Origin of the sequence: Xanthomonas sp. LMC-A-07, assembly GCF_030208825.1 — a bacterium.
Classification (GTDB): Bacteria; Pseudomonadota; Gammaproteobacteria; order Xanthomonadales; family Xanthomonadaceae; genus Xanthomonas; species Xanthomonas campestris.
Map to the genome: position 1 here is coordinate 17,295 of NZ_JARVTF010000001.1, position 23,311 is coordinate 40,605.

Sequence of the window (23,311 nt, forward strand, 5' to 3'; positions counted from 1 at the left end):
CAGCTTACCCATCCGGCGTAGGCGGCCCGTCGACACCACCGGTGTCAGCGAGCTAAACCGTTACGTATTGAACAGTCCACCTCGCTCCCAATGCGGGATACTGCGCGTCCACGCAGGCGAGATGGACCGGATGTCCGAGCTCCCGATCACCGAGTTGTTGCAGGCCTGGCAGCGCGATGAACCCGGCGCGGGCGATGCATTGGCGCGGCAGGTCTATGACGTATTGCGCGCCACGGCGTTGCGGGTGTTGCGGCGCGATGCGCGGGTGGGGCTGCAGGCGACCGAGCTGGTACACGAGGCCTGGATGCGGTTGGAGCAGGGCCAGCAGGGCTTCCGTTCGCGCTCGCATTTCTATGCGGTGGCGGCGCTGCAGATGCGCCACCTGCTGGTGGACCTGGCGCGGCAACAGGCCAGCGCCAAGCGGCTGGGCCAGGCGGTGACGCTGACGATCAGTCTGTCCGATGGCGCGGCGCGGCCGGAAGCCTTGTTGATGGTGGCCGATGCCTTCGACAAATTGGCACAGCTGGATGAGCGCAAGGCCAAGGCATTTGCGTTGACCGAACTGGTGGGTTTCAGCGTGGCTGAGGCGGCCGAGCAACTTGAGGTGTCGGTGCCAACGCTGGAACGCGACCTGCGCTTTGCGCGGGTGTGGTTGGCCGCGCAGCTATGAGCCTGGCGGCCACCACCTGGCAGCGATTGGAGGCTTTGTTTCATCAGGCCTGCGCGCTGCCGGTGGAGGCACGTGAGGCATTTGCGCGTGCGCAGGCCGGCGACGATGTGGTGCTGCGCGACGAGTTGCTGGCGATGCTGGCGGTGGAGGCGCAGGCCACCATGCGTGTGCGTGCACCGCTCAAGCACGTCGCCGCCGCGTTGCATGCGCCATTGCCGGAACTGCCGGCCGGCACGCGCTTTGGTGCGTGGGCGATCGACCGGTTGATCGGTGCCGGCGGGATGGGGCAGGTGTATCTGGGCCACCGCGCCGATGGCACCTACGAGCGCGAGGTGGCGATCAAGCTGGTGGCCGCCGATGCGCTGGACGTGCAGGGCCGGGCGTTGTTCGAATTCGAATGCCGGCTGCTGGCACAGATGGTGCACCCGGCCATCGCACAGATTCACGACGTGGGCACCGACGCGCACGGCCAGCCCTATCTGGTGATGGAGTACCTGCGCGGGGAGCCGATCACCTGGTGGTGCGACGAGCACCGGTTGTCGCTACATGCGCGGGTGCTGCTGATGCTGCGGGTGAGCGAGGCGGTGCAGCACGCGCACCAGAAGGGCGTGATTCACCGCGACCTCAAGCCGAGCAATGTGCTGGTGAGCGAGGTGGATGGCCGGCCGATGCCCGGGGTGATCGACTTCGGCATCGCCATCGATGCGGCCAACCCGGGCCTGACCTCCGCGCATGGGCGTGGCACGCCGGGCTACATGAGCCCGGAGCAGGCGCGCGGCGCGCTGGATGTGGATGCGCGCAGCGATATCTATGCGCTGGGCGCGATGTTCTACGAACTCAGTTGCGGGTTGGCGCCGGTGGCTGGGCGCGATGGCCTGCCGCAACCACCGTCGCAACGTGTGGCGGCCGTGCCAGCCGAGGCGCGCGCGCGCATCTGTGCGGCGCGCAGCACCGCGCACGCACAGCTGCAGCAGCAGCTGCGCGACGGACTGGATGCGATCGTGCTGCGCGCGCTCGCGCCCGAACGTGGCGTGCGCTATGCGTCGGTGTCGGCCTTGCTGGACGATTTGCACCGCTGGCTGGACGGCTACCCGCCGCGTGCGCTGCAGGCCGGGCGCTTGCTGCGCCTGCGCAAGTTCACCCAGCGCCATCGCAGCGGCGTGCTGGCCGGCGGCCTGACGGTGATCGCGGTGGTGGCCGGGCTGGGTGCCACGGTCTGGTCGCTGCAGCAGGCTGCGCGTGATGCGCAGCTGGCGCGGGTGACCGGCGATTTCATGAGTTCGGTGTTGTCCAGCGTTGACCCGGCGGTGGCGCAGGATCTGGACAAGACCTTGATGTTGCGCGTGTTGCAGCAAGCCTCGCAACGCGCCGCGCACGAGCTGGCCGAGCAACCCGACGCCCGCACCGAGGTGGAACTGACGCTGGGCCGCACCTTGATTGCACTGGCCGATTACCCGCAGGCGGTGGCGCACCTGCGTACCGCGCACGCGCTGGCGCGACAGCAGGGCGGGGAGGGCAGCATGCGTGCACTCACAGCGGCCTCGATGCTGGGGCAGGCGTTGATTGGCGGCGGCCACGCTGCCGAGGCCGAGCGCGTACTGCGTGCGGCAATCGCACAGGCCGCGCACGGTGATGCCAGACAGCAGAGCGTGGGCAACGCGATGCGTGCGCGGCTGGCGTGGACACTGCGCGATCAGGGGCGCATGAGCGAGGCACTGGACCAAAGCCGACATGCCTATCTTGCCGCGCTGGCCAATGCAGCCAACACCACCGACCAGCGCATCGACGCGGGCAACTTCTACGCCGGCATGCTGGCCGAAACCGGCCAGTTGACAGAAGCCATTACCTTGCAGCGCAGCCTGTTGCGCGAACGCATCGCGATGCGCGGGCCCGAGCATCCGTACGTGGTGTCGATGCGCAACAGCCTGGCGGTGTCGCTGCTGATGCAGCGCGACTTTGCCGCGGCCGAGGCGGAGTTGGCGCCACTGCTGCGCACCACCCGTAAGTTGTACGGCGCACGCGCCAGTGACACGTTGATGGTGGAAGGCAACCTGGCCGGCGCGTTGCGCCAGCAGGGCAAGGTGGCCGAAGCGGGCCCGCACTACCGCGCGGCCCTGGAGGGCGCGCGTGCGGTGTTCGGCGAGGCTGCGCCGAACACCATTGCCTACCGCAGCAACCATGCGTTCTGGCTGCTGGACGCCGGGCAGCCGGCCGCGTCGTTATCCGAACAGCAGGCCGCGTTGGCCACAGCGCTGCGCGTGCTGGGGCGCGCGCATCCGCAGACGGCGGAGGTCCTGCGCGGCATGGCTGAGGCCGAGCGCGTGCTGGGCCGCCCTGTGGCTGCACGTGAGCACGCGCAGCAATCGCTGCAGATCCTCACTGGCATCTATGGCGACGCCGAAGCGCCGTTGCAGGCAGTACGCCAGACACTCGCGGCGCTGGACGCACCGCCGCTGCCAGCGGAGGTCGCCAGCGTCGATGCGGCAGCGCCGCGCGTGGCCGAACGCTGAGACGAATTGTCGGGTCGCCGGCACGCCGCTGCCCGATCCTGCAGTCCTTGGAAGTGCGCTGGAGCGCGTCATGCAGCCCGCTGCGCGGATCACCGATCTGCACGTCTGCCCGATGGTCACCGGCATCGTGCCGCATGTGGGCGGGCCGCTCGCCGGCCCGTGTGCGCCCACGGTGTTGATCGGCGGCCTGCCCGCAGCGCGCATCGGCGATAGCTGCGTGTGCGTGGGGCCGCCGGATAGCATCGTGGCCGGTGCGCCCACGGTGTTGATCGCCGGCCAGCCGGCGGCACGCCTGGGCGACAGCACTGCGCATGGCGGGGTCATCATGCTGGGTTGTTTTACGGTGTTGATTGGATAGGGCGAAGCTTGTGTGCTGGAGCCGTGCAAGTTGGGCATGCGGTTGCACGCAATACGTGCCGGGATGTGGGAGTACTTCTGTGCGATGCGTGAGCGGTTGAAGTGGCGTTGAGGTTGTCGTGCGAACGGTGACTGCGTCCCGAGCCACCCGCGTCTGTGCACATGACACATGTTGCGAGCCTCGCTGAAGTTTCCGCCACAGCAGTTGGCACGTTTTAACAGGTATTGCTGCGCCCAGCGTTTGAGGCGCGCAACAGATGCAAGATCAGATGTCGGTTGCCTGCGGCAAGTACCCACTTAGAGCGGCTAACAAAATATAGCGAGCAGCCGTCAGGTGGGTGCGGACGGCGCGGAGGAACCGGAGTGTACGGGGGCACATGCCGATTCCGAGCACTGGCCGCGCCCGCCTGGCGGCTGCGCAGTTGTTTTGATAGCTGCTCTTAGTTGCATGCATGCGCTTGTGCTGCATCGTGCCCGAACTAGTGATCTCGCAATGCTGCTGGCCTCATGTAGCTGCACTTCATCGGGAAGGCCGCATCGCGCCCAAGGGCGCTCCTACCTGGTTTTGCTTGGTTTGCGGCGGTGACGTGGTTACAGCCAGCGGTGCAGGAGAGTGCGCCATCCGAACCCAGTGATTTCATTCCGCCGTCTCCAGTACTGGCACCAGTGTCTGCAGCTCCTCCCGCTTTCCCGCTCCGGAGATCCCAATGAGCACCGCCATCGCGCAGCCCGACCTGAGCCCATCGACCGCAGCGACCGCACCGCTGTCCCAACCGACTGCAGTGCCGGCACAGGTTCCGCAGCCGGCCACGTTGCAGCGCGCCATCACCGCACACCGTAGCGGCCGCCTGGAGCAGGCCGCGCGCCTGTATGCGCAGTTGCTGGAGATGCAACCCAGCCATGCCGATGCATTGCATTACCAGGGCGTGCTGCAGCATCAACGCGGCGACAGCGACGCCGCTGTTGCCTCGATCACGCAGGCACTGTTGCTGGCGCCGGCGCAACCGGATGCCTGCAACAACCTGGGCAACGTGCACCGCGAATGCGGGCGCTTGGCCGAGGCCGAACAGAGCTATCGCCGTGCGCTGGCCCTGGCGCCGGCGCATGCGGACGCCTTGTCCAACCTGGCCGCGGTGCTGGAAGCGCAGCGCCGTGTCGAAGAAGCCTTCGTCACCTATGCTGCGCTGCTGCACACCTACCCCGAGTCCGCCCATGGGCACTATCTGCTCGGGCTGTTCCTGCGCAACAACGCGCAGGAAGCCGAGCATCTGCAACAGTCCGTGGAGTGCCTGCGCCAGGCCTGCACGCTGGCGCCGGAGCACCTGCTCGCACGTGAGGCGCTGGGTACCGGCCTGTATCTGCTGGGCGAACATCAACAGGCGCAAGCGGTGTACCGCGAGTGGTTGCTGCGCGACCCGGGCAATGCGGTGGCCACGCATATGCTGGCCGCCTGCGGTGGCACCGCTGCGCCGCCACGCGCCGGCGATGTCTATGTTCGCGAGCTGTTTGACGGCTTTGCCGACAGCTTCGACGAGCAGTTGCTGCACAACCTGGACTACCGCGCGCCGCAGCTCCTGGCCGACGCGTTGACTGCCTGCCTACCGGTGCCCGACCGCGGCTTCGCGGTGCTGGATGCCGGCTGCGGCACCGGCCTGTGCGCGCCGTTGTTGCGTGCGCACGCGCGCGAACTGGTGGGTGTGGACCTGTCGCCGGGCATGATCGCCAAGGCACGCCTGCGTGGCGGCTACGACGCACTCGAGGTGGCCGAACTCACTGCCTATCTGCAAACACAGCCGGCACGCTGGAACGTCATCGCCTCGGCCGATACGCTGGTGTACTTCGGCGCACTGCAGGACGTGCTGGCGGCGGCCGCCAGCGCGCTGACGCCCGGCGGTGTGCTGGGCTTCACCGTGGAAGCACTGGAGGCCAGCGAAGGCGATGTAACCCTGGATGCCAGCGGCCGCTATCGGCACAGCCATGCACACATCGTTGCAGCGTTGCAGCACGCGCAATTACAGACAGTGGCCATTGCCGCGCAGGTCTTGCGTAGCGAGCGCGGCCAGCCGGTACATGGCTGGGTGGTGACCGCGCGCGCAGCTGGCAACGCGTGAGACGAATTGTCGGCTTTCGCAGGCATACGCGTGTGAGCATGCGTTGCCGACGCTGAAAGATGCCGCAGCGTGCGCGCGACTCCGCGCTCGGCTGCGTCGGTCAACGCGCACCGCGTTGCCCTCACCCATCTGTGGATGCTTCGATGCCACGCACCATCACGCTGCACACCGACCTTGGCGAGCGCCTGCTGCTGCACCGCATGCTGGCCAGCGAAGCGTTGGGGCAGCTGTTCGACTACCGCATCGAGGCGCTGTGCAGCGATGCACGCCCGGACCTGCGCGCCTTGCTCGGCACGCCCGCGGCGGTGGAGCTGTCCGATGACGGCAACGTGCAGCGCTGGTATCACGGCATTGTGGCCAGCTGTGCGCAAAGTGGCTACACGGTGATCGACGGGCTCAGCTATGCGGCACTGGAGTTGCAGTTGGTGCCCAAACCCTGGCTGCTCACCCAGCGCCGCGACTGCCGTATCTACCAGGACATGAGCGTGCCGGACATCATCACCAGCGTGCTGGGCGATATCGGCTACGGCGATGTGCAGCGGCGACTGAGCACGCCGTATCCGGCGCGTACCTACTGCGTGCAATACCGCGAGGACGACTTCAGCTTCATCAGCCGCCTGATGGAACAGGAGGGCATCTATTACTACTTCACCCATGGCCGCACCGCGCACACGTTGGTGCTGGCCGATGCATTGGGCGCGCACGCCACCGTGCCGCCGGTGGAGAGCCTGCCGTATGTGCCACCGGAACTGCAGAACCTCCGGTTGCAGCAGGCGGTGGTGAGCCAGTGGCGCAGTGCGCGCGCACTGCATACCACCGAGCACCAGCTCACCGATTACGACCCGCAGCTGCCGCGTGCATCATTAGCGGCCCAGGACCAGGCCACCGGTGCAGACCTGCATCCGGTGGACGCACTGGTGGCATTCGACTTCCCCGGCGCGCATCCGGTGCAGGGTGTCGGTGAGCGCTATGCACAGGTGCGCCGCGAGGCGCACAACGTGCAGCGCGGCTGCCACGATGCGCAGACCAATGCCTGCGAATTGCCGGTGGGCGCGCTGTTCTCGCTGCGCGGCTTTCCCAACGAAGCCTACAACCAGGAATACCTGGTGGTGTCTGCCGAGACCAGCCTGGTGGCGCCGGAACATGCCGGCGACACGCCGCCGTTTTCCAGCCGCCTGCGCGTGATCGACAGCCGCCTGCCGTTCCGCAGCCCGCAACGCACGCCACGGCCGAGCATCGCCGGCCTGCAGACCGGTGTGGTCACTGGCGACACTGTCGAAGACATCGCGGTGGACGCGTACGGCCGCGTGCAGGTGACCTTTCATTGGTCCACCTCCGCACGCACGCACGGTGGGCCGTCGTGCTGGGTGCGGGTGGCCTCGATGTGGGCGGGCAAGGGCTGGGGCGCGATGAGCCTGCCCCGCGTGGGGCAGGAAGTAGTGGTGAGTTTTCTCGATGGCGACCCGGACCGCCCGCTGATCGTGGGCAGCGTCTACAACGCCGACCATGCGCTGCCGTTTTCGCTGCCCGACAACAAGACCCAGAGCGGGATTCGCAGCCGCACCTTGCTGGGCGGCGCAGCGGATTTCAACGAACTGCGCTTCGACGACAAGGCCGGTGCCGAAGAGATCTACCAGCGCGCCCAGCGCGACCTGCGCGAAGAGATACAGCACGACCACACCGCCACCGTCGAGAACGACCAGGTGGTGACGGTCAAGCACGACCGACGTGCGCGCATCGACAACAACGACAGCGTGGATGTCGGCAAGAAGCTGTTGTTGCAGGCTGGCGAAGAGATCGAGCTGGTGACGGGGAGCGCGCGCCTGGTGATGAAACAGAACGGCGACATCGTGCTGAGCGGCGTCAACATCCTCATCGACGCCACCGCCGAAGCCAAGACCACCGCGGCCACCATCAAACAGGTGGCCAGCGCGCAACTGCAGTCGACTTCGCCGGCCACCGAGGTGGTGGGCGATGGCACGTTGAAGTTGTCGTCCGGCGGCATGCTCACCGCCGAGGCCGGTGCTTCGGCCACGCTGAAAGGCCCGCTGGTCAATATCAAGGCCGATGCCCTGGTGCAGGTCAGCGGCGGCCTGATCATGATCGGATGAGTACGCCCATGCCCTCGCTCGCGCAGGCCTGCGCACAGATGCAGCTGTCGGACACGGCCTGCGCGCATCTGCGCACCCCGCTGGCGCCACAGGCGGCGGTGAGTACATTGCTGGCGCATGGTCATGGCGACGATGCGATCAAGTTGCTGGCGCGGCTGTTGCCCAAGCGCTATGCGGTCGCCTGGGCATGCCAGTGCGCGCGCGCCGAAGCGCTGGATGACGAAGACCGTGCCGGCGCGGCGCTGGCGGAGAAATGGGTGCGCGAGCCCAGCGAAGCGCATCGCCGCGCGGCACAGGCGTTTGCGCATGCCGGCGGTTATGTCTCGCTGGGCGCGTGGCTGGCCGCCGCGGTGGCGTGGTCTGGCGGCAGCCTGGCACCCCCGCAGCAAGCCACCGCGGTGCCACCAGCCGAACATCTCACCGCACGTGCGGTGGCCGCGGCCATCACCTTGCTGGCGGCGCGCGAACCGGCCGCCATGCAGGCGCGCCGGGAGGGCTACGCGGCGCATGCGCTGCAGTTGCTGGCCGGCGCAGCGGCGTCATGAGCGTGCGTTGCTGCGGTGACGTGCGTGTTGTCGATTCTTGTCTGGAGGAGCGTGTGTCGTGTCCAGTGTGCAGTTGATCCTCACCGTCAGCGGCGCGCAGGCCGCGCAATTCGGTGCGCAGGCGCAGAAGCGCTTTGCCGGCAGCGGCGGCAGCATTGGCCGCTCCGACGAGAGCGATTGGGTGCTGGCTGCGCCCGGTATCTCGCGCACGCACGCGGTGGTGCGTTTTCTCAATGGCATGTATTTCATCGAAGACCGCAGCACCAATGGCATCTCGCTCAATGGCACGCCATTGACGCGCGCCGAGCCGGCCGCGCTGGGTGATGGCGACTGCCTGCAACTGGACAGCTTCGAGATCCAGGTGCAGTTGCAGAGCGTCAGCCCTGTAGGCATCGTGGCAGTGACGCCCGCGTTCGATCCCTTGCTGGATGCGATGGACGACCGCACCCAGATGGCGCCGCCGCCCAGGCCGCTACAGGCTGCCGTGCCCAGTGCTGCATTCGATCTGCTGGATTTCGGCGCGCCAGCGGTCGGGCGTGCGCCGGTGGATGACGCGTTGGGCGATTTGCTGTTGGATGCCTCACCCCGGGAACTGGACCCGCTGCGTTTGCTGGATCCGTTGCCGGTCGCGCCGGTCATTCCCGCGCCGAGCGCGTGGAATCACAGCAACGCCAACCAGGACCATTTCCGCCCGCCAAGCACTGGCGCAGCGCGTGCCACCTTGCCGGAAAACTGGGACATGACGCTGGGTGACTTCGCACCGGCAGCGGCAGTTGCGGCGCCGGCGCCAGTGTCTGCGAGCCCTGGCGTGTCTGCCGCACTACCGAGCCCGACGCCAGCAATGGCGGGCTTGCCGCCCGAGCTGGACCGCATCTTCGCCATCGTGGTCGACGGCGTGATGGACGTGCTGCGTGCACGCGCCGAGATCAAGAACACGTTTCGTTTGCCGGTCACCGTGATCCAGCGCTCGGAGAACAACCCGCTCAAGTTCGCGGCCACCGCCGAGGATGCGCTGCAGAAATTATTGGCACCGCCGAGTGCCTCCTTCCTGTCCGGCGTGCCCGCCTTCGAAGATGCCTTCGATGACATCCGCTGCCACCAGATGGCGATGTTGGCCGGCATGCGTGCGGCCTTCGACGCCATGCTGTTTCATTTCAGCCCAGACCGGCTGGAGCAGGAAGCCGATGCGGGCGGCAAGCGATTGAGCTTCGGCGGCAAGGGCCGTTACTGGGAGCGCTATCGCGATAATTTCGAGCAACTGCGCGGCGACCCGGATGATTGTTTTCGTCGCTTGTTTGGTGACGAATTTGCGCGCGCGTACGAGGCGCAGTTGGCGCGGTTGAAATCGGCGCGGCGGCAGCCAACAGCACGCTAAGCGTGGCGTGATCTGGGAAGTGTACGAGCGCGCTTGCGCGCGATGAAGCGTTCCCGAAAAAGCCTCATCGCGCGCAAGCGCGCTCCTACGACAGCGTGGCCGATTGTTCTTCTTAGGGGCGTGGTGTTCCATAGCTGCGCACCCCAACAGGCCATGGACCAGCTCTGGTAGGAGCGCGCTCGCGCGCGATGAAGCGTCACCGTGGCACCTGCCCGCACGAAGCGCACGCCTGCAAAACGCACGAAGAAACAGCGCCTTCCAGCCCGCAACACACCCCAACAATTCCCAACACTCCGCTGAGACGTTTTGACGGGTGAGCGCAGCGGGCGCGCCGCAGAATCACGCTATCGACACGGTCCAGCGGACGTGTCCGTGCGGCGCAGGGGCGCCGACAGCACAGCATCGCGACGGCGCGCCATGGCCTGCAGCGGCGACCGGCTTCTTCAGAGCGAGTGGATCATGCAGAACAACAAGGTCGTCTGGAGCGAAGGGCTGTTTCTGCGCCCGCAGCATCTGCAGCAACAGGAGCGGTACCTGGAACGCTATGTCGATCTGCGTGCCGCGCGGCTGCGCCCGCATGCCTGGGGCGTGAGCGAGCTGGAATGGGAAACCGATCTACTCGCGGTCGGCAAGCTGGGCCTGCGCCGTGCGCGCGGCGTGTTTGCCGATGGCACGCCGTTCGCGATGCCCGGCGATGATCCGCTGCCGGTGGCGCTGGACGTGGACCCGAATTGCCGCGACCAGATCGTTTATCTCACGGTGCCGTTGCGCGTTCCGGCGCAGCCGGAACTGGGGCGGCCGGAGTCGCCGGCCGATCAGTTGTTCCGCTACCGCGTGCGCGAGACCGAAACCGGCGATGCATCGGGCAGCACCAGCGAAGCGGTGCTGATGGAAGTCGGCGGCCTGAGCACGCGGCTGCTGCCGCAATCGCAACCGCTGGAAGGCCTGGACCGCATCGCGGTGGCGCGCATCATCGAATCACGCGCAGACCGCCAGGTGGTGCTGGACCCGCACTTCATTCCCAGCGCGATGGTGTGCCAGGCCTCCTCACGGCTGACCACCTTCCTCATCGAACTGCTCGGCCTGCTGCATCAGCGCGGCGAAGCCTTGGCCTCGCGGGTGACCTTGACCGACCGCGGTGGCGCGGCCGATATCGCTGACTTCCTGCTGCTGCAGCTGGTCAATCGCTGGCAGCCGCAGATCGCGCATTGGGCGAGCGCCCCGTTGGCGCATCCGGAAGACCTGTTCCGTGCGCTGGTTGCGCTGGCCGGTGAGCTCAGCACGTTCACCGCACCCGGCAAGCGGCCGCCGGCGTGGCCGGCGTATCGGCACGAGGCGCAGCAGGAGAGTTTTGAGCCGGTGATCGCCGCGCTGCGCAGCAGCTTGAGCGCAGTGTTCGAGCAGACCGCCACGCCGTTGCCGGTGCAGGCGCGCAAGTTCGGTGTGTGGGTCGCGATGGTGCCCGACCCCAGCCTGCTGGACAGCGCGGCATTCGTGCTCGCCGCCAAGGCCGACATGCCGGCCGAAGAGCTGCGCCGTCAGCTGCCCGCGCACGCCAAGATCGGCCCGGTGGAACAGATTCGCGACCTGGTGAATCTGCAGCTGCCAGGCATCGTGGCCACGCCAATGCCGGTGGCGCCGCGGCAGATTCCGTATCACGCCGGCTACCTGTATTTCGAGTTCGACAAGAGCGCGCCGCTGTGGCGGAACTTGAAGACCTCTGGCGGGATCGCCTTCCATTTCGGCAGCGAATTTGCCGGGCTGGACCTGCAACTGTGGGCCATCCGGAGTTGAGCGCATGAGCCGTCCCGTTGCCGATTTCGACCCCGTGGCCTCGCCCACACCGCCTGCAGACAGCGGTGTGGCCGAAGACACCGACATCAGCGAGCTGCTTGGGCGCAGCGTGAACCCGCTGGTGCAGGCCGCCACGCCGCTGTTGCTGCTGGCCGTGCAATTGCGCCACAGTGCGCAGCTGCCGGATGTGGCCCGTCTGCGCGAGCAGGTGATGGCGCAGGTGCGGCGCTTCGAACAACGCGCACGCGACGGCGGTGCGCCGGTGGAAGCGGTGACCGCGGCACGCTACGTGCTGTGCACCCTGCTCGACGAGGCGGTGCTCAACGCGCCATGGGGCGAGCGCAGCGGTTGGTCGCAGAAGACCTTGCTGGTGGTGTTCCACAGCGAATCGTATGGCGGCGCCAAGTTCTTCCAGATTCTGGAGCGCTTGTGTGCGGATGTGGCGCGGCATCTGGACCTGATCGAACTGATGTACCTGTGCCTGGCGTTGGGGTTCGTGGGCCGGTATCAGATCGAAGCCGGCGGGCTGGCGCGCATCGGCGAGATCCAGGACGACTTGTACCGCCGCATCCGTGCCGAGCGCGGCGCCGCACCGGACACGCTGGCGCCGCATTGGCGCGGCGTGGAAGACCGCCGCCGGCTTGGTCGGTATCTGCCGGTGTGGGCGGCCGCGCTGCTGGGGCTGAGCGTGCTGGTGGTGGCGTTCGTGTGGTGTCAGGCGCGCTTGAACAGCCTGTCGGCACCGATCAGCGCGCAGGCCGCGCAATGGGGCCTGGCCCGTGCAACGCCACCGGACGCCGCGCCGGTCGCGCCGCCGCGCCTGCGCCTGAAGCAATTGCTGGCCGTGCCCGAGCGGGCAGGGCTGCTGCGCGTGGACGAGCAGGCCGATGGCCAGGCCCGCGTGCAGCTGAGCAGCAACGCAATGTTTGCCTCCGGCGGCGTGGAGGTGGAGCCCACGCAGCGCGGTGTGATCGAACAGGTTGCCGTGGCGATCGATCAATTGCCCGGGCGGGTGATCGTGGTGGGCCACACCGACGACGTGCCGGTGCGCTCGTTGCGCTTCCAGGACAACTTCGCGTTGTCCGGCGCGCGTGCGCAGGCGGTGGCGCAGTTGCTGCAGACACATCTGGCCGTGCCTGGCCGGGTGGAATTCATTGGCGCCGGTGATTCGCAGCCGCTGGCGCAGCCGCCGCAGTTGCCGGCCAACCGCGCGCGCAATCGCCGCGTGGAGATCCTGTTCCAGCCTGGGGAATGACGATGAAGACGCTGCTGTCCAAACTGGGCGCGGGGCTGGTGGTGAGCGTGCTGGCGCTGGCGTTGTTGTCGCTGCTGGTGTGGGTGGGCGGGCCGTATCTGGCGGTGGCGGGCTGGAGCCCGCTGACCGGCGTGGCGGCGCGCTTGCTGGCGATCGTGCTGCTGATTGCTTTGTGGGTGGGCGTGCTGCAACTGCGCCGCTGGCGTGGGCAGCGGCGCGCCGCGCAGTTGTCCAACGCATTGGCCGGGCCCGGCCGCGACGACGACCGCGAATTGCGCAGCGGGCAGGAGCGGCTGCAGTTGCAGGCGCGCTTCCAGCAGGCCATCCAGTTGCTGCGCAAGCGGCGCGGCGGCGCCGATCTGTACAGCTTGCCGTGGTATGCGCTGATCGGCCCGCCGGGCTCGGGCAAGAGCACCTTGCTGCAGCATTCCGGGCTGCAGTTTCCGCTGGCCGCGCGCATGGGCGAGCAGGCACTGCGCGGCGTGGGCGGCACCCGCGATTGCGAGTGGTGGTTCACCGATGAAGCGGTGTTCCTGGACACCGCCGGGCGCTACACCACGCAGGATTCCGACCAGGCGGTGGACGCCGGCGCCTGGCGCGATTTCCTGCGCCTGCTGCGCCGCCATCGCCCGCGGCGCCCGCTCAACGGCGTGCTGGTGACGATGAGCATGTCCGACCTGCTGCTGCTCGACGATGCCGAGCGCGACACCCATATGCAGGCCATCCGTCGCCGCCTAGACGAACTGGCCGAACAGCTGCAGGCCAGCGTGCCGGTGTATCTGATCTTCACCAAGTGCGACCTGATCGGCGGCTTCGGCGAATTCTTCGATGACCTCAGTCCGGCGCAGCGCAGCCAGGTGTGGGGCGTGTCGTTCCCGCTGGTGCAAACGCTGGATGGCCGCGCGGCGCGGCGCTTCGCCGAGGAATTCAATGTGCTGCAGCAGCACCTGAGCGCGCGCCTGTTCGACCGCCTGAACCTGGAACGCGACCGGCTGCGGCGGGCGGCGATCCTGTCGTTTCCGCAGCAGGTGGCGGCACTGGGCGAGCGCGCGCGGCAGTTTGTCGAAGGCACCTTCGCCGGCAATGCGTATGGACCGGCGCCGTTATTGCGCGGCGTGTATCTCACCTCGGGCACGCAGGAGGGCACACCGATCGATCGCATGATGGGCGCGGTGGCGCGCACGTTCGGTATCGAGGATGCGCGCGTGCATGCCCCCGGTGCGCAACGGCGCACGTTCTTTGTCGAACGCTTGCTGCGCGAGGTGGTGCTGCGCGAATCCGGCCTGGCCAACACGCCGCCGGCGCAGCAGCGGCGCATGGCCTGGCTGCAGGCTGCGGCCTACGCGGGCGTGGGGTTGCTCACCGCCGCGTTGCTGGCCGGGCTGGGCGCCAGCTACCTGGGCAACCGTGCCTATCTGGCGCAAGTGCGCAGCGCATTGGACGCACGCCCGGCCGTGGCCGACCCCAATACGGCCAGCAGCATGCCGGACTACGTGGCGCGCACGCTGCAGCAGGCAGATGCCACCCGTGCGGTGGTGCAGGTGGCACGCCAGTACGACGGCGGCGCGCCGTGGTCGATGCGGCTGGGGTTGTTCCAGGGCCGCGTGCTCGGCGAGCACCTGCAGGCCGGCTACCTGCGTCAGCTCAATGCCACCTTGTTGCCGGCGTTGGCGGTGCGCTTCCGCACCGGCCTGGCCGACAACGCACAGGCCCCGCAGGCGCTGTACTACACCCTCAAGGGCTATCTGATGCTCGGCCAGCCGGCGCATCTGGACCCGGCCCAGCTCAGCGCGCTGGCCGCGATCGAGGCGCGTGCGTTGTTCCCGCGTGCACAGCCGCTGCAGGCTGCGTTCAACGCGCATCTGCAGGCGCTGCTGGACAGCCCGGGGCGTGTGCGTGCGTTGTCGCTGGATGGCGAGCGCATTGCGCAGGCGCGGGCCAGCCTGCGCGCGGCCGATCTGGCCACGCTGATCTACGGCAACCTGTTGCTGACGCCGCCGGCAGGTGCGCCGTTGCGGTTGGACAAGGCGCTGGGCCTGCTCGCCGACACCTTCGTGCGGCGCAGTGGGACCGCGTTGTCCGCGCCGGTGCCGGCGCTGTACACCCAGCCGGTGTTCGCCGCCCTGCAGCGCGACGGCATTGGCCAGGCGGTGGAACGCTTCGGTCAGGACGATTGGGTGTTCGGCGGCGCACCGCTGGATGCGCTGGCCAAGGCCGGCCTGGCGCGCGAAGTCGGGCAACGCTACGAGGCCGATTACATCCGCCATTGGGACGCGCTGCTGGCCGATCTGCAGCTGCGCCCGGCCGCCGATCTGGCCGCCGCCAGCGCCACCGCGGCAAAGCTCGCCGGCCCCAGTTCGCCGTTGCGGCTGTTGCTGGGCGTGGTGGGCGAGCACACCCAGACGATGGACCGCGCGCCGCCGGCCGATGCCGCGCAGCGGGCCTTGGCGGCGGCAGAAAAAAAGGCCGGCGCCACCGCGCGTGCGGCCGCGGCCAAGCTGCCCGGCGGCGCGGCAATGAGCGCGGCGCTGGCCAGCAGCGCCGCTCCCGCCGCAGCGGATGCACCGCCGCCCGGCACCGCCATCGCCGAGCACTTCGCCGCGCTCAATGCGCTGGCTGCCGGTGCACCGGGCAGCACGCCGCTGGACCAACTGCTCGGCGTGCTCGATCAACTGGGCAAGCAGCTGCTGGTGGTCTCGCAAGGCGGCGGCGATGCGGCGGCCGCCAGTGCGCAACTGGCGCTTGCCCGACAACAGGTGGCGCAATTGCCGCCGCCGGTGACGCAGTGGTTGCAGAGCCTGGCCGGCAGCAGCGCCGCGTTGATGACACAGGGCGCGCGCGCCGCGCTGGATGCGCAGGTGCGGCAATCGGTGGGCGAGGTGTGCAGCGATTTTGTGCGCGGGCGTTACCCGTTCGACCCGGCGGCGCAGGTGGAAATCCCGCTGCAGAATTTTGGCGAATTGTTCGGCACCGGTGGGCGCCTGGACGCGCTGTACACCGGCACCGTGCAGCCGCTGCTGGACACCCAGGCCGCGCAATGGCGCTGGAAGGAAGGCCCCGATGCGGTGGTCGGCGCGCCCGGGCTGCCGGCGCAGCTGCAGCTGGCGCAGCGCATCCGGCAAAAGTATTTCCGCGGCGGGCCAACCCCGCAGGTGGGCTTCACCGTATTGGCGCCCACGCTGGGCGAGGGCGTCACCCGGCTCACCCTGGACATCGAAGGCCAGCGCTACGACTACCAGGCCGGCGCGGCGCAAAGCATGCCGATGATCTGGCCCGGCCCGGTGCCCGGGCATGTTTCCATTGCCGCCTTCGGTGCCGACGGCGTGGCACTGGGCACGCTCGATTACCAGGGCGAATGGGCGTTGTTCCGCGCCTTGCAGGCCGGGCATCTGGAAAACCCCTCGGATCTGCGCTTTGTCGCCAGCTTCGCGCTGGGCGGCCATGACGTGCAGGTGCCGCTGCGCGCGGGCAACCTGCGCCATCCGTTTCTGGACAGCGACGTCCAGCGCTTTGCGTGTGGTGGCTGAGATGACCACCACCGCACCGGCCGGGTTCCACGGCAAGCTGCCCGGCGTGGGCGATTTCGTGCAGCGCCGGCTGCCGGCCAGCTTCGTGCAGCCGTGGGACGCGCACTTTGCCGCCTGCCTGGACGCCGTGCGCCAGCAACTGGGCGAACGCTGGCCCGCCGCCTACCGCAGCAGCGCCGTGCGTGCGTTCGCGCTGGGGCCGGGCGTGTGCGGCAACGCGGCCTGGGCCGGGGTGATCGGCCCGGGCGAAGACCGCGTTGGGCGCTGTTTCCCGCTCACCCTGGCCGCGCCGCTCGGCGGCGGCCAGCTGCCGGCCAATGCCTGGTTCGCCGCCCTGGCCGGTTGCCTGGGGCGCGCGCTGCGGGCGCGGGCCGATGCGGTGGCGCTGGATACCGCGCTGCTGGCCCTGCCAGTGGCAGGCCACGCGGTCGCCACGCCCGCACCGCCGGCAGGCCAGTCGCTGTGGTGGCCGCTGGGCGGCAGCGCCATGCCGCTGCCCGGTCTACCGGACGCCGACTGCTACCTGGCCTGGTTGCTGGCCGATCAGGACATCACCGAGGTAACCCGATGAGTGCGCCCTACCAATCGGCCGGGCATACCGAAACCGGCAAGGTGCGCCGCCTCAACGAAGACGCGCTGCTGGTGCGCGAAGACGCCGGGTTGTGGGTGGTGGCCGACGGCCTGGGCGGGCACAGCGCCGGAGACTACGCCAGCCAGTTGCTGGTGGAGCGGCTGGGCGCGCTGGAGCGCCCGGCCGACCTGTGCGATTTCCTCGACGCCATCGACGACACCCTGGCGCAGATCAACCATGACCTGCTGCAGGTTGCGCGCATCCGCCGCGTGGACATGATCGCCACCACCGTGGTGGTGCTGGTGCACGACCCGGATTTCATGCTGTGCGGCTGGGTCGGCGACAGCCGCATCTACGCCCAGCACGGCGGCCCGTTGCGCCAGCTCACCCGCGACCACGTGCACGGCGTGCGCGACGACATCACCCAGTTCGGCGGCGGCCAGGCCAGCGCCGTTGCCGCCGGTGCGCTCACCCGCGCGGTGGGCGCGCAGGAGCCGTTGTTCGTCGATTGGGTGCTGACCCCGAGCCTGCCGGGCACCCAGTTCCTGCTGTGCAGCGACGGCATCAACAAGGAAATCCCCGACCCGGAGCTGGATGCCGAATGCCATCGCTTCGGGGAGCCACGCGCGCTGCTGGCGCGCCTGTTCGATCTGGCGATGGGGAGGGCGGCGCGCGACAACGTCACCGCCGTCGTCGTCCGCCTGCAGGAGTGACCGCATGCATGAAGACACCGCCACCGTGACCGAACTCGTCACCGCCATGCGCAGCGGCGCACTCGACCTGCCCGCCGTGCTGGCCGCACTCGGCAGGCGCCAGGCCCTGCCCGAGGCCGAATACCGCGACGGGGTGGAAACGCTGTGGAGCCTGCAGCGCGAACACCTGCTCGACGCCACCACCGTCACCACCCTGGTCAGCCGCCTGGAAGCCCTGCGCGATGCCGCGTCGGCACCGGCAGCGATCGCCGCAACGCCGCCCACCGCAGCCCCCACACCCGCAGACGACGACGCCACCGTGGTGATGCCGCTGCGCGCCGCGCCGCGCGTGCAGGACGACGACATCACCCGCGTGCAGCCGGCACTGCCGCTGCCGAATGAAGCGCCCAGCCTCACCAGCCTGGGCATCGGCACCCAGACCGGCACCGGTACCGCCGGCACGGCCAGCCTGTCCAGCTGGCGCGCATTGGCCGATGCCGCCGGTGGCGAGCACGCCGGCGTCGGCAGCCTGCTCAAGGGGCGCTTCCTGCTGGAACGCGAACTCGGCCGCGGCGGCATGGGCGTGGTGTATCTGGCCCGCGACGAACGCAAGGTGGAAGCACGCGACCGCGATCCCTGGCTGGCAGTGAAAGTGCTCAGCGACGAGTTCCGCCGCCATCCCGATGCCTTGGTCGCCTTGCAGCGCGAAGCGCGGCGCTCGCAGAAGCTGGCGCACGACCACATCGTGCGCGTGTACGACTTCGACAAGGACCGCACCCTGGTCTTCATGACCATGGAGTACATCGACGGCTGCGATCTGAAAACCCTGATCCGCGAACAGGCCTTCAATGGCATGCCGCTGAAACAGGCCTGGCCCTTGATCGACGGCATGGGCCGCGCCTTGATCCGCGCGCACGCCGCCGGCGTGGTGCATTCGGATTTCAAGCCCGGCAACGTCATGGTCACCCGCGAGGGCGTGGCCAAGGTGTTCGACTTCGGCATCGCGCGCGCCGGCAAGCACGCCGCCGATGTCGCCGGCGAACAGACCGTGTTCGACGCCGCCACGCTGGGCGCGCTCACGCCGGCCTATGCCAGCCTTGAAATGATCCGTGGGCAAGACCCCACCCCGGCCGACGATCTGTATGCGCTGGGTTGCGTGTGTTTCGAACTGCTCACCGGCAAGCACCCGTTCGACAAGCTCAGTGCCGAAGTGGCCCTGCGCGAGGGCCGCCGCCCGCCGCCGGTGCCCGGCCTGACCCGCCGCCAGTACGCCACCTTGTGCGCGGCAGTGGCCTTCCCCGCAGCACAGCGTCTCAAGCGTGTGGACCAGTTGCTCGATGGCCTGCGCCAGGTGCCGCTGCGCGAACGCGCGCTGCCGGTGCTGGGCTATGGCGCCACCGCGTTGGTGCTGCTGGGCCTGGGCGGGTGGGGGGCGTCGCGCTATCTGCATCAGCGCCAGTTGGACGAGGTGATTGCGCGCTTCGGTGCGCAGGATCCGCAGCGCTATCGCAACGAAACCGAGGCCATGCAGGCGCTGTCCAGCCTCAGTGCCGACGACCGCCGCCGCGTGCTGATGGACCGCAGCGATCTGATCGAGGATTTCCTGCTGCGCCGCCTGGATGCGCTGTGGAATCCGGCCAACGGCCACGACGATTATCGCGGCGCGCTGCAGGTGTTTGCGCTGCGCGACCGGCTGCGCCTGTATTCGCCAGCGCTGGATGCGCGCCGCCAGACCATGGAGCGCGAAAAGAACGAACGCCTCAACGCGCTGGACACCACGCTCAACCGTCAGCTCGACGCCGGGTTGCTGTTCCGCAGCCAGGCCGACAATGCATTAGCCACCCTGGACCAGGTGCGCCGCATCGACCCCGGCAGCAGCCTGCTGCGGCATTCCACGCTGGAAGTGCGCCTGGATGCGGCCATCGCGCAGGCCGTGGCCGCCGGCCAGCTGGCCACTGCGCGCACCGAACTGGAACAGGCGCGCGCGGTGTTTCCCGAATCGTTGCGGCTGCAGCTGCGCAGCGCCGAGGTGGACGTGGCCGAGCAGCAGGCCAAACGCACCGCGGTGGCCGCACAGCCGCGCGATGCGGCCGCTGCCCGCCAGGCGCTGGCGGCTGATCTTGCGCAGCCCGCCGTTGACCCCGCCTGGCGCGCACGCGTGGACGCAGCGCTGCGTGCCTTGCCCACCGCCGAGCGCAGCACCCAGGGCATGGCCGTGGCCGCGGCCATCGCCGGTCTCGTCGCGCCACAGAACGACCCGGCGCAACTGCCCGGCGCGCAGGCGCTGGTGGATTTCGGCCTGGGCCTGCAACCGCAGTCGGCCGAGTTGCTCGCCCAGCGGGCGCGCCTGCAGACGCTGCGCCAGCAGATGGACCAGGCACTGGCCCGCGAAAGCGCCGAGGCCGATGTGGCCGGCAGCATCGAGTCGCTGCGCCGCGCCGCGGCCGCCAACGATCTGGGCAAGACCGGTGACGCGCTGGCACGCATCCGCACGCTGCAACCTGAGCATCCGTTGCTGCGCAGCGAAGGCCCGCAACTGCTGTCGCAGGTGTACCGCACCACCGCCGCCGACGCCTTCGCGCAGGGCCGCTATGCACAGGCGGCCGAACTGCTGGCCCAGGGCGTGCAGACGCTTGGCCAGCGCGCGGAACTGCGCAGCGCGCAGGCCCGTTATGCGGTGGTCGCCGCGGTGATGCGCGCCGGCACCGTGCCGGCCGCCGAGCGCCAGCCACTGGGCCAGCGCCTGCAGGCCCTGTACCGCACCGACGCCACCGCGATGACCCAACTGGAAGCCCAGCTCAAGGCCGCCGGCCAACTGCCCGAAGGCACGCTCGCTGCCCGGCTGCAGCGCGCCCCGGCCGGCGATGCGCCGGCGTCGGACAGCGTGGCACCCAGCGCCGCTGCCGAAACCCCGGCCGCGGGCGCCAAGCCCGCACGCGGCAAGGCCACCACCGGCAAGCCCGGCGCAGCTAGCACGGCGCCGGCGCGCCCGGCGGCGCCACTGCCCACCAGCGTGGACGATGAGGCCGGCCTGCCGCCGGTTCCCACCGGCCCGGACCCGTGCGGCGCCACCGGGCTGGCGGGGCGGGGCGCGGCCTGTTTCGACACCCTGGGCGACACCCGTGGCCCGATGCTGGTGGTGATCCCCGGCCTGCCCGGCGGCACCCCGTACGCGCTGTCGCGCGGCGAAGTGGCGGTGGCCGACTTCAATCTGTTCTGCCAGGCCACCGGCCGCTGCACCGCACAGGCGACCGCCACGCCCGAGCTGGCGCGTGCACCGGTACGCAACATCAGCCTGACCCAGGCGCGCGCCTACCTGCGCTGGCTCACCATCGGCAGCGGCGGCTGGCGCTACCGCCTGCCCAGCGACGCCGAGTGGCTGCACGCCGCGCAGGCCGCAGCCAACTGGCGGCAGGCCGAAGACAGCAACTGCGTGCCGCCCACCGCCACCGCCGGCGACGGCCCGCGCGCCCCGGTGTCGGCCCGCGGGCGCGAACCCAATCCCTGGGGCCTGATCAATCTCACCGGCAACGTCTGGGAATGGGTCAGTACCGGCGGCGGCGTGCAGGCGCGCGGCGGCAGCTTCGCCAGCTACTGGTCGGACTGCACCGTGCAGGCCAGCCGTGCCGACAATGGCTCCGCGCAACCGGACGTGGGCTTGCGCGTATTGCGGGAGCTGCCATGAGCACCGCCCCGCACCCGGCCAACGCGCAGTTGCAGGCGCTGGCGCAGGCGCATCAGCACGGCCAGCTGGACCGCGCGCAGTACCGCGCCCGGCGCCGCAGCGTGCTGGACGCGGCCCGCCAGGCCCAGGGCGTGACCCTGCGCAACGCCCTGCCCACTGCCGCCGGTGGCCAGTCGAGCCTGCCAGGGGGGCGGACCCGGCTGCGCAAATGGGGTCGCAGGCTGATCGCAATTTTCGTAAGTGTGATTTTTGTCACACTAATATTGCTAATATTCCGTAAATGTACGTCGGGCTTCGATCCGCGTTCAGCAAGTGATGCGGTCAGCTGTGCCAATTGCCGCGTCACCGCCCCTGTGCGGACGACCAGCGCCACCGGGCACGTCGGCCTCGCTCCACAACGGATTGTCTTAGGGGAAATGGACGAATGCGTATGACGTGTCTGGCCGCGGCGGTGTCCGCGTGCCTCGTGCTGGCCGTGCCTGCGTGGGCGCAGACGGCAACCGATGCCACGGTGGCGGCGCGCGCTGCGGCGCTGCCGGCGGTGAAGGATCGGAGCGACAGCACCCTCACCCTGCCGGTTCGCGGCTTTCGCGTGCAGGGCGTGGGCACCTATCCCGATGCCGGCATCGACCCAGCGCGCGTGCAGGCCGTGGCCGACGCCGCCTTCGCCGAACTGGCGCAGGGCCAGCCGGTGGTGGCGCTGCGCTTCGATCAGCTGCAGGCGGTGGCCGACACCATCACCCGCACCTATCGCACTGCCGGCTTCATCGTCAGCACCGCCTACCTGCCGGCGCAGACGCCCGGGCCGGAGCAACGCATCGAGATCCGCATGCTCGAAGGCCGTATCGGCCAGGTCAGCGTGCAGGGCGCCGCGCGCTACCGCGGCACCGCGCTGGCCGCGCCGCTGCGGCAGTTGCAGGGCCGCCCGCTGCGCAAGCAGGACGTGGACACCGCGCTGCTGTATGCGCGCGATCTGCCCGGGGTTTCAGTGTCCTCGGTGTTGCAGCCGGGCCAGAACGCCGGCGAAACCGACGTAGTGCTGGTCGCCAGCGAAGCCGCGCGGCCGTATGTCATCAGCCTGGGCGGCAACAACTACGGCACCGAACTGACCGGGCGCTATCGCGCACAAGCCGGCATCACCTGGAACAGCCCGTTCGGCGTGGGCGATGTGTTCGCCGCCAACTACGCCTATTCGCTGTCGCCACGGCAGAGCCAGATCGGCGCGCTGTCCTATGCCTTGCCGGTGTCGCAGGTTTCGGGCCTGAGCGCGGTGGTCGGCGCCAGCCGCAGCGAACTGGAAGTGCGCAACGGCGTGTTCGCACTGCTCGGCCTCAGGGGCCCGACTTCGGTGGTCTACGCGGGCGCAGACTGGAAATTCGTCAACCGCGAATTACTGCAGGTGCAGGGCTCGGCGCGCTATCTGCAGGAGCAATCGCGGCTGGAGGCGTTGGGCATGCAGTTGTCCGACCAGAGATTCGATGTGGTGGAGCTGGGTGCCTCGGTGCGCCGCACCGATCTGCGTTGGCGCGGCGTGGACTTGTTGCAGGTCAGTGCACGCCAATCCGTGCGCGATCGCTCGGCGGCGCTGGATCAGGTCAGCCCTGGCCGCGACAGCTATTTCACCGTAGCGCGGCTGGCGTACACGCGCCTGCAATATCTCACCCGCACCCAGCGCCTGTATTTCAAGTTCAACGGCCAATACAGCAACGACACGCTGACCCCGATGGAGCAGTTCGCCGTCGGTGGCCCCGACAGCGTGCGTGCCTATCCGGTGTCCGATGCATTGGGCGATCGCGGGTATTACACCGCGCTGGAATACCACGTCGATGCGCCCGGATTTGCCGATGCTGCCTCGCCGTTCAACGGCCGCCCCTGGCGCGAACTGCTGGAATTCGATGTGTTCGCCGATCACGCCCGCGTGTTCGCGTCCAACGGCAGGAGCGCCCCGGTCAGCTTCGATGCGGCCGGCCTCGGCGCCACCTTCCGACTGCCGCAGTTTGCCAATTTCGAATGGCGCATCAGCGCCGCGTTGCCGACCGGAAGCCACCTGGCCTCCGATGGTCGCGACGATGTCCGTTACTACACGCGGTTCGGCTTCTCTTTCTGAG

The 23,311-nt window shown here is 69.0% G+C and carries 15 protein-coding genes and 1 other RNA gene; 15 read left to right on the forward strand and 1 reads right to left on the reverse strand.

What is annotated here, in order from left to right; all coding sequences use genetic code 11:
* The first annotated feature begins 130 nt into the window (after positions 1 to 130).
* From ecfK to QRM89_RS00095, 3 genes are all read left to right on the forward strand, one after another.
* Positions 131 to 670 carry an ECF-type sigma factor EcfK gene (gene ecfK, locus QRM89_RS00085; protein ID WP_103702672.1) on the forward strand — a complete coding sequence of 180 codons (540 nt, stop codon included), beginning with the start codon at positions 131 to 133 and terminating at the stop codon, positions 668 to 670.
* Positions 649 to 3,180 (forward strand): serine/threonine-protein kinase, encoded by a 2,532-nt coding sequence (locus tag QRM89_RS00090; protein ID WP_285446999.1) that lies wholly within the window; start codon positions 649 to 651, stop codon positions 3,178 to 3,180. Before ecfK ends, QRM89_RS00090 begins: the two co-directional genes overlap by 22 nt.
* A 70-nt stretch (positions 3,181 to 3,250) precedes the next feature.
* Entirely contained in the window at positions 3,251 to 3,538 is a 288-nt protein-coding gene (locus QRM89_RS00095; RefSeq protein ID WP_285447000.1) for a PAAR domain-containing protein, read from the forward strand.
* A 303-nt stretch (positions 3,539 to 3,841) separates the two neighbouring features.
* Here the strand turns inward: QRM89_RS00095 and QRM89_RS00100 are convergent.
* Positions 3,842 to 3,916: non-coding RNA, sX9 sRNA (locus QRM89_RS00100), on the reverse strand.
* 328 nt (positions 3,917 to 4,244) lie between these two features.
* Here QRM89_RS00100 and QRM89_RS00105 point away from each other — a divergent pair.
* From QRM89_RS00105 to QRM89_RS00160, 12 genes are all read left to right on the forward strand, one after another.
* Entirely contained in the window at positions 4,245 to 5,648 is a 1,404-nt protein-coding gene (locus tag QRM89_RS00105) for a tetratricopeptide repeat protein (protein WP_285447001.1), read from the forward strand.
* Positions 5,649 to 5,791: 143 nt separating this feature from the next.
* Positions 5,792 to 7,759 carry a type VI secretion system tip protein TssI/VgrG gene (gene tssI / locus QRM89_RS00110; protein WP_285447002.1) on the forward strand — a complete coding sequence of 656 codons (1,968 nt, stop codon included), beginning with the start codon at positions 5,792 to 5,794 and terminating at the stop codon, positions 7,757 to 7,759.
* Positions 7,756 to 8,304, forward strand: coding sequence for a hypothetical protein (locus QRM89_RS00115; RefSeq protein ID WP_285447003.1), 549 nt, complete (start codon positions 7,756 to 7,758; stop codon positions 8,302 to 8,304). The genes tssI and QRM89_RS00115 overlap by 4 nt, the downstream gene beginning before the upstream one ends.
* A 58-nt stretch (positions 8,305 to 8,362) precedes the next feature.
* Positions 8,363 to 9,679 (forward strand): type VI secretion system-associated FHA domain protein TagH, encoded by a 1,317-nt coding sequence (gene tagH / locus QRM89_RS00120; RefSeq protein ID WP_285447004.1) that lies wholly within the window; start codon positions 8,363 to 8,365, stop codon positions 9,677 to 9,679.
* A 459-nt stretch (positions 9,680 to 10,138) separates the two neighbouring features.
* On the forward strand, positions 10,139 to 11,473 hold the full coding sequence (tssK, locus tag QRM89_RS00125) for a type VI secretion system baseplate subunit TssK (protein WP_115007769.1): 1,335 nt from the start codon (positions 10,139 to 10,141) through the stop codon (positions 11,471 to 11,473).
* A gap of 4 nt (positions 11,474 to 11,477) precedes the next feature.
* Positions 11,478 to 12,728 (forward strand): type IVB secretion system protein IcmH/DotU, encoded by a 1,251-nt coding sequence (icmH, locus tag QRM89_RS00130; protein WP_285447005.1) that lies wholly within the window; start codon positions 11,478 to 11,480, stop codon positions 12,726 to 12,728.
* Positions 12,725 to 16,255 (forward strand): type VI secretion system membrane subunit TssM, encoded by a 3,531-nt coding sequence (gene tssM / locus QRM89_RS00135; RefSeq protein WP_285447006.1) that lies wholly within the window; start codon positions 12,725 to 12,727, stop codon positions 16,253 to 16,255. The genes icmH and tssM overlap by 4 nt, the downstream gene beginning before the upstream one ends.
* A 1-nt stretch (position 16,256) precedes the next feature.
* On the forward strand, positions 16,257 to 16,826 hold the full coding sequence (gene tagF / locus QRM89_RS00140; protein WP_285447007.1) for a type VI secretion system-associated protein TagF: 570 nt from the start codon (positions 16,257 to 16,259) through the stop codon (positions 16,824 to 16,826).
* A complete protein-coding gene (locus QRM89_RS00145; RefSeq protein WP_042597904.1) occupies positions 16,823 to 17,539 on the forward strand; it encodes a PP2C family serine/threonine-protein phosphatase in 717 nt (238 codons plus the stop codon). Before tagF ends, QRM89_RS00145 begins: the two co-directional genes overlap by 4 nt.
* Before the next feature lie 4 nt (positions 17,540 to 17,543).
* Entirely contained in the window at positions 17,544 to 21,203 is a 3,660-nt protein-coding gene (locus tag QRM89_RS00150; RefSeq protein ID WP_285447008.1) for a bifunctional serine/threonine-protein kinase/formylglycine-generating enzyme family protein, read from the forward strand.
* The gene (locus tag QRM89_RS00155; protein WP_115573804.1) at positions 21,200 to 21,637 is read left to right on the forward strand and encodes a hypothetical protein; all 438 of its coding nucleotides are present in this window, start codon (positions 21,200 to 21,202) and stop codon (positions 21,635 to 21,637) included. Before QRM89_RS00150 ends, QRM89_RS00155 begins: the two co-directional genes overlap by 4 nt.
* The gene (locus QRM89_RS00160) at positions 21,634 to 23,310 is read left to right on the forward strand and encodes a ShlB/FhaC/HecB family hemolysin secretion/activation protein (RefSeq protein ID WP_285447009.1); all 1,677 of its coding nucleotides are present in this window, start codon (positions 21,634 to 21,636) and stop codon (positions 23,308 to 23,310) included. The genes QRM89_RS00155 and QRM89_RS00160 overlap by 4 nt, the downstream gene beginning before the upstream one ends.
* The last annotated feature ends 1 nt before the right edge of the window (position 23,311 follow it).

Bases quoted from the DNA above. Each gene is read 5' to 3' on its own strand.
- QRM89_RS00115 (WP_285447003.1), top strand. From the start codon at position 7,756: ATGAGTACGCCCATGCCCTCGCTCGCGCAGGCCTGCGCACAGATGCAG.
- tagF (WP_285447007.1), top strand. From the start codon at position 16,257: ATGACCACCACCGCACCGGCCGGGTTCCACGGCAAGCTGCCCGGCGTG.
- QRM89_RS00160 (WP_285447009.1), top strand. From the start codon at position 21,634: ATGACGTGTCTGGCCGCGGCGGTGTCCGCGTGCCTCGTGCTGGCCGTG.
- tssK (WP_115007769.1), top strand. From the start codon at position 10,139: ATGCAGAACAACAAGGTCGTCTGGAGCGAAGGGCTGTTTCTGCGCCCG.
- QRM89_RS00105 (WP_285447001.1), top strand. From the start codon at position 4,245: ATGAGCACCGCCATCGCGCAGCCCGACCTGAGCCCATCGACCGCAGCG.
- QRM89_RS00155 (WP_115573804.1), top strand. From the start codon at position 21,200: ATGAGCACCGCCCCGCACCCGGCCAACGCGCAGTTGCAGGCGCTGGCG.
- icmH (WP_285447005.1), top strand. From the start codon at position 11,478: ATGAGCCGTCCCGTTGCCGATTTCGACCCCGTGGCCTCGCCCACACCG.
- tssI (WP_285447002.1), top strand. From the start codon at position 5,792: ATGCCACGCACCATCACGCTGCACACCGACCTTGGCGAGCGCCTGCTG.
- tssM (WP_285447006.1), top strand. From the start codon at position 12,725: ATGACGATGAAGACGCTGCTGTCCAAACTGGGCGCGGGGCTGGTGGTG.
- QRM89_RS00095 (WP_285447000.1), top strand. From the start codon at position 3,251: ATGCAGCCCGCTGCGCGGATCACCGATCTGCACGTCTGCCCGATGGTC.
- QRM89_RS00150 (WP_285447008.1), top strand. From the start codon at position 17,544: ATGCATGAAGACACCGCCACCGTGACCGAACTCGTCACCGCCATGCGC.
- QRM89_RS00145 (WP_042597904.1), top strand. From the start codon at position 16,823: ATGAGTGCGCCCTACCAATCGGCCGGGCATACCGAAACCGGCAAGGTG.
- ecfK (WP_103702672.1), top strand. From the start codon at position 131: ATGTCCGAGCTCCCGATCACCGAGTTGTTGCAGGCCTGGCAGCGCGAT.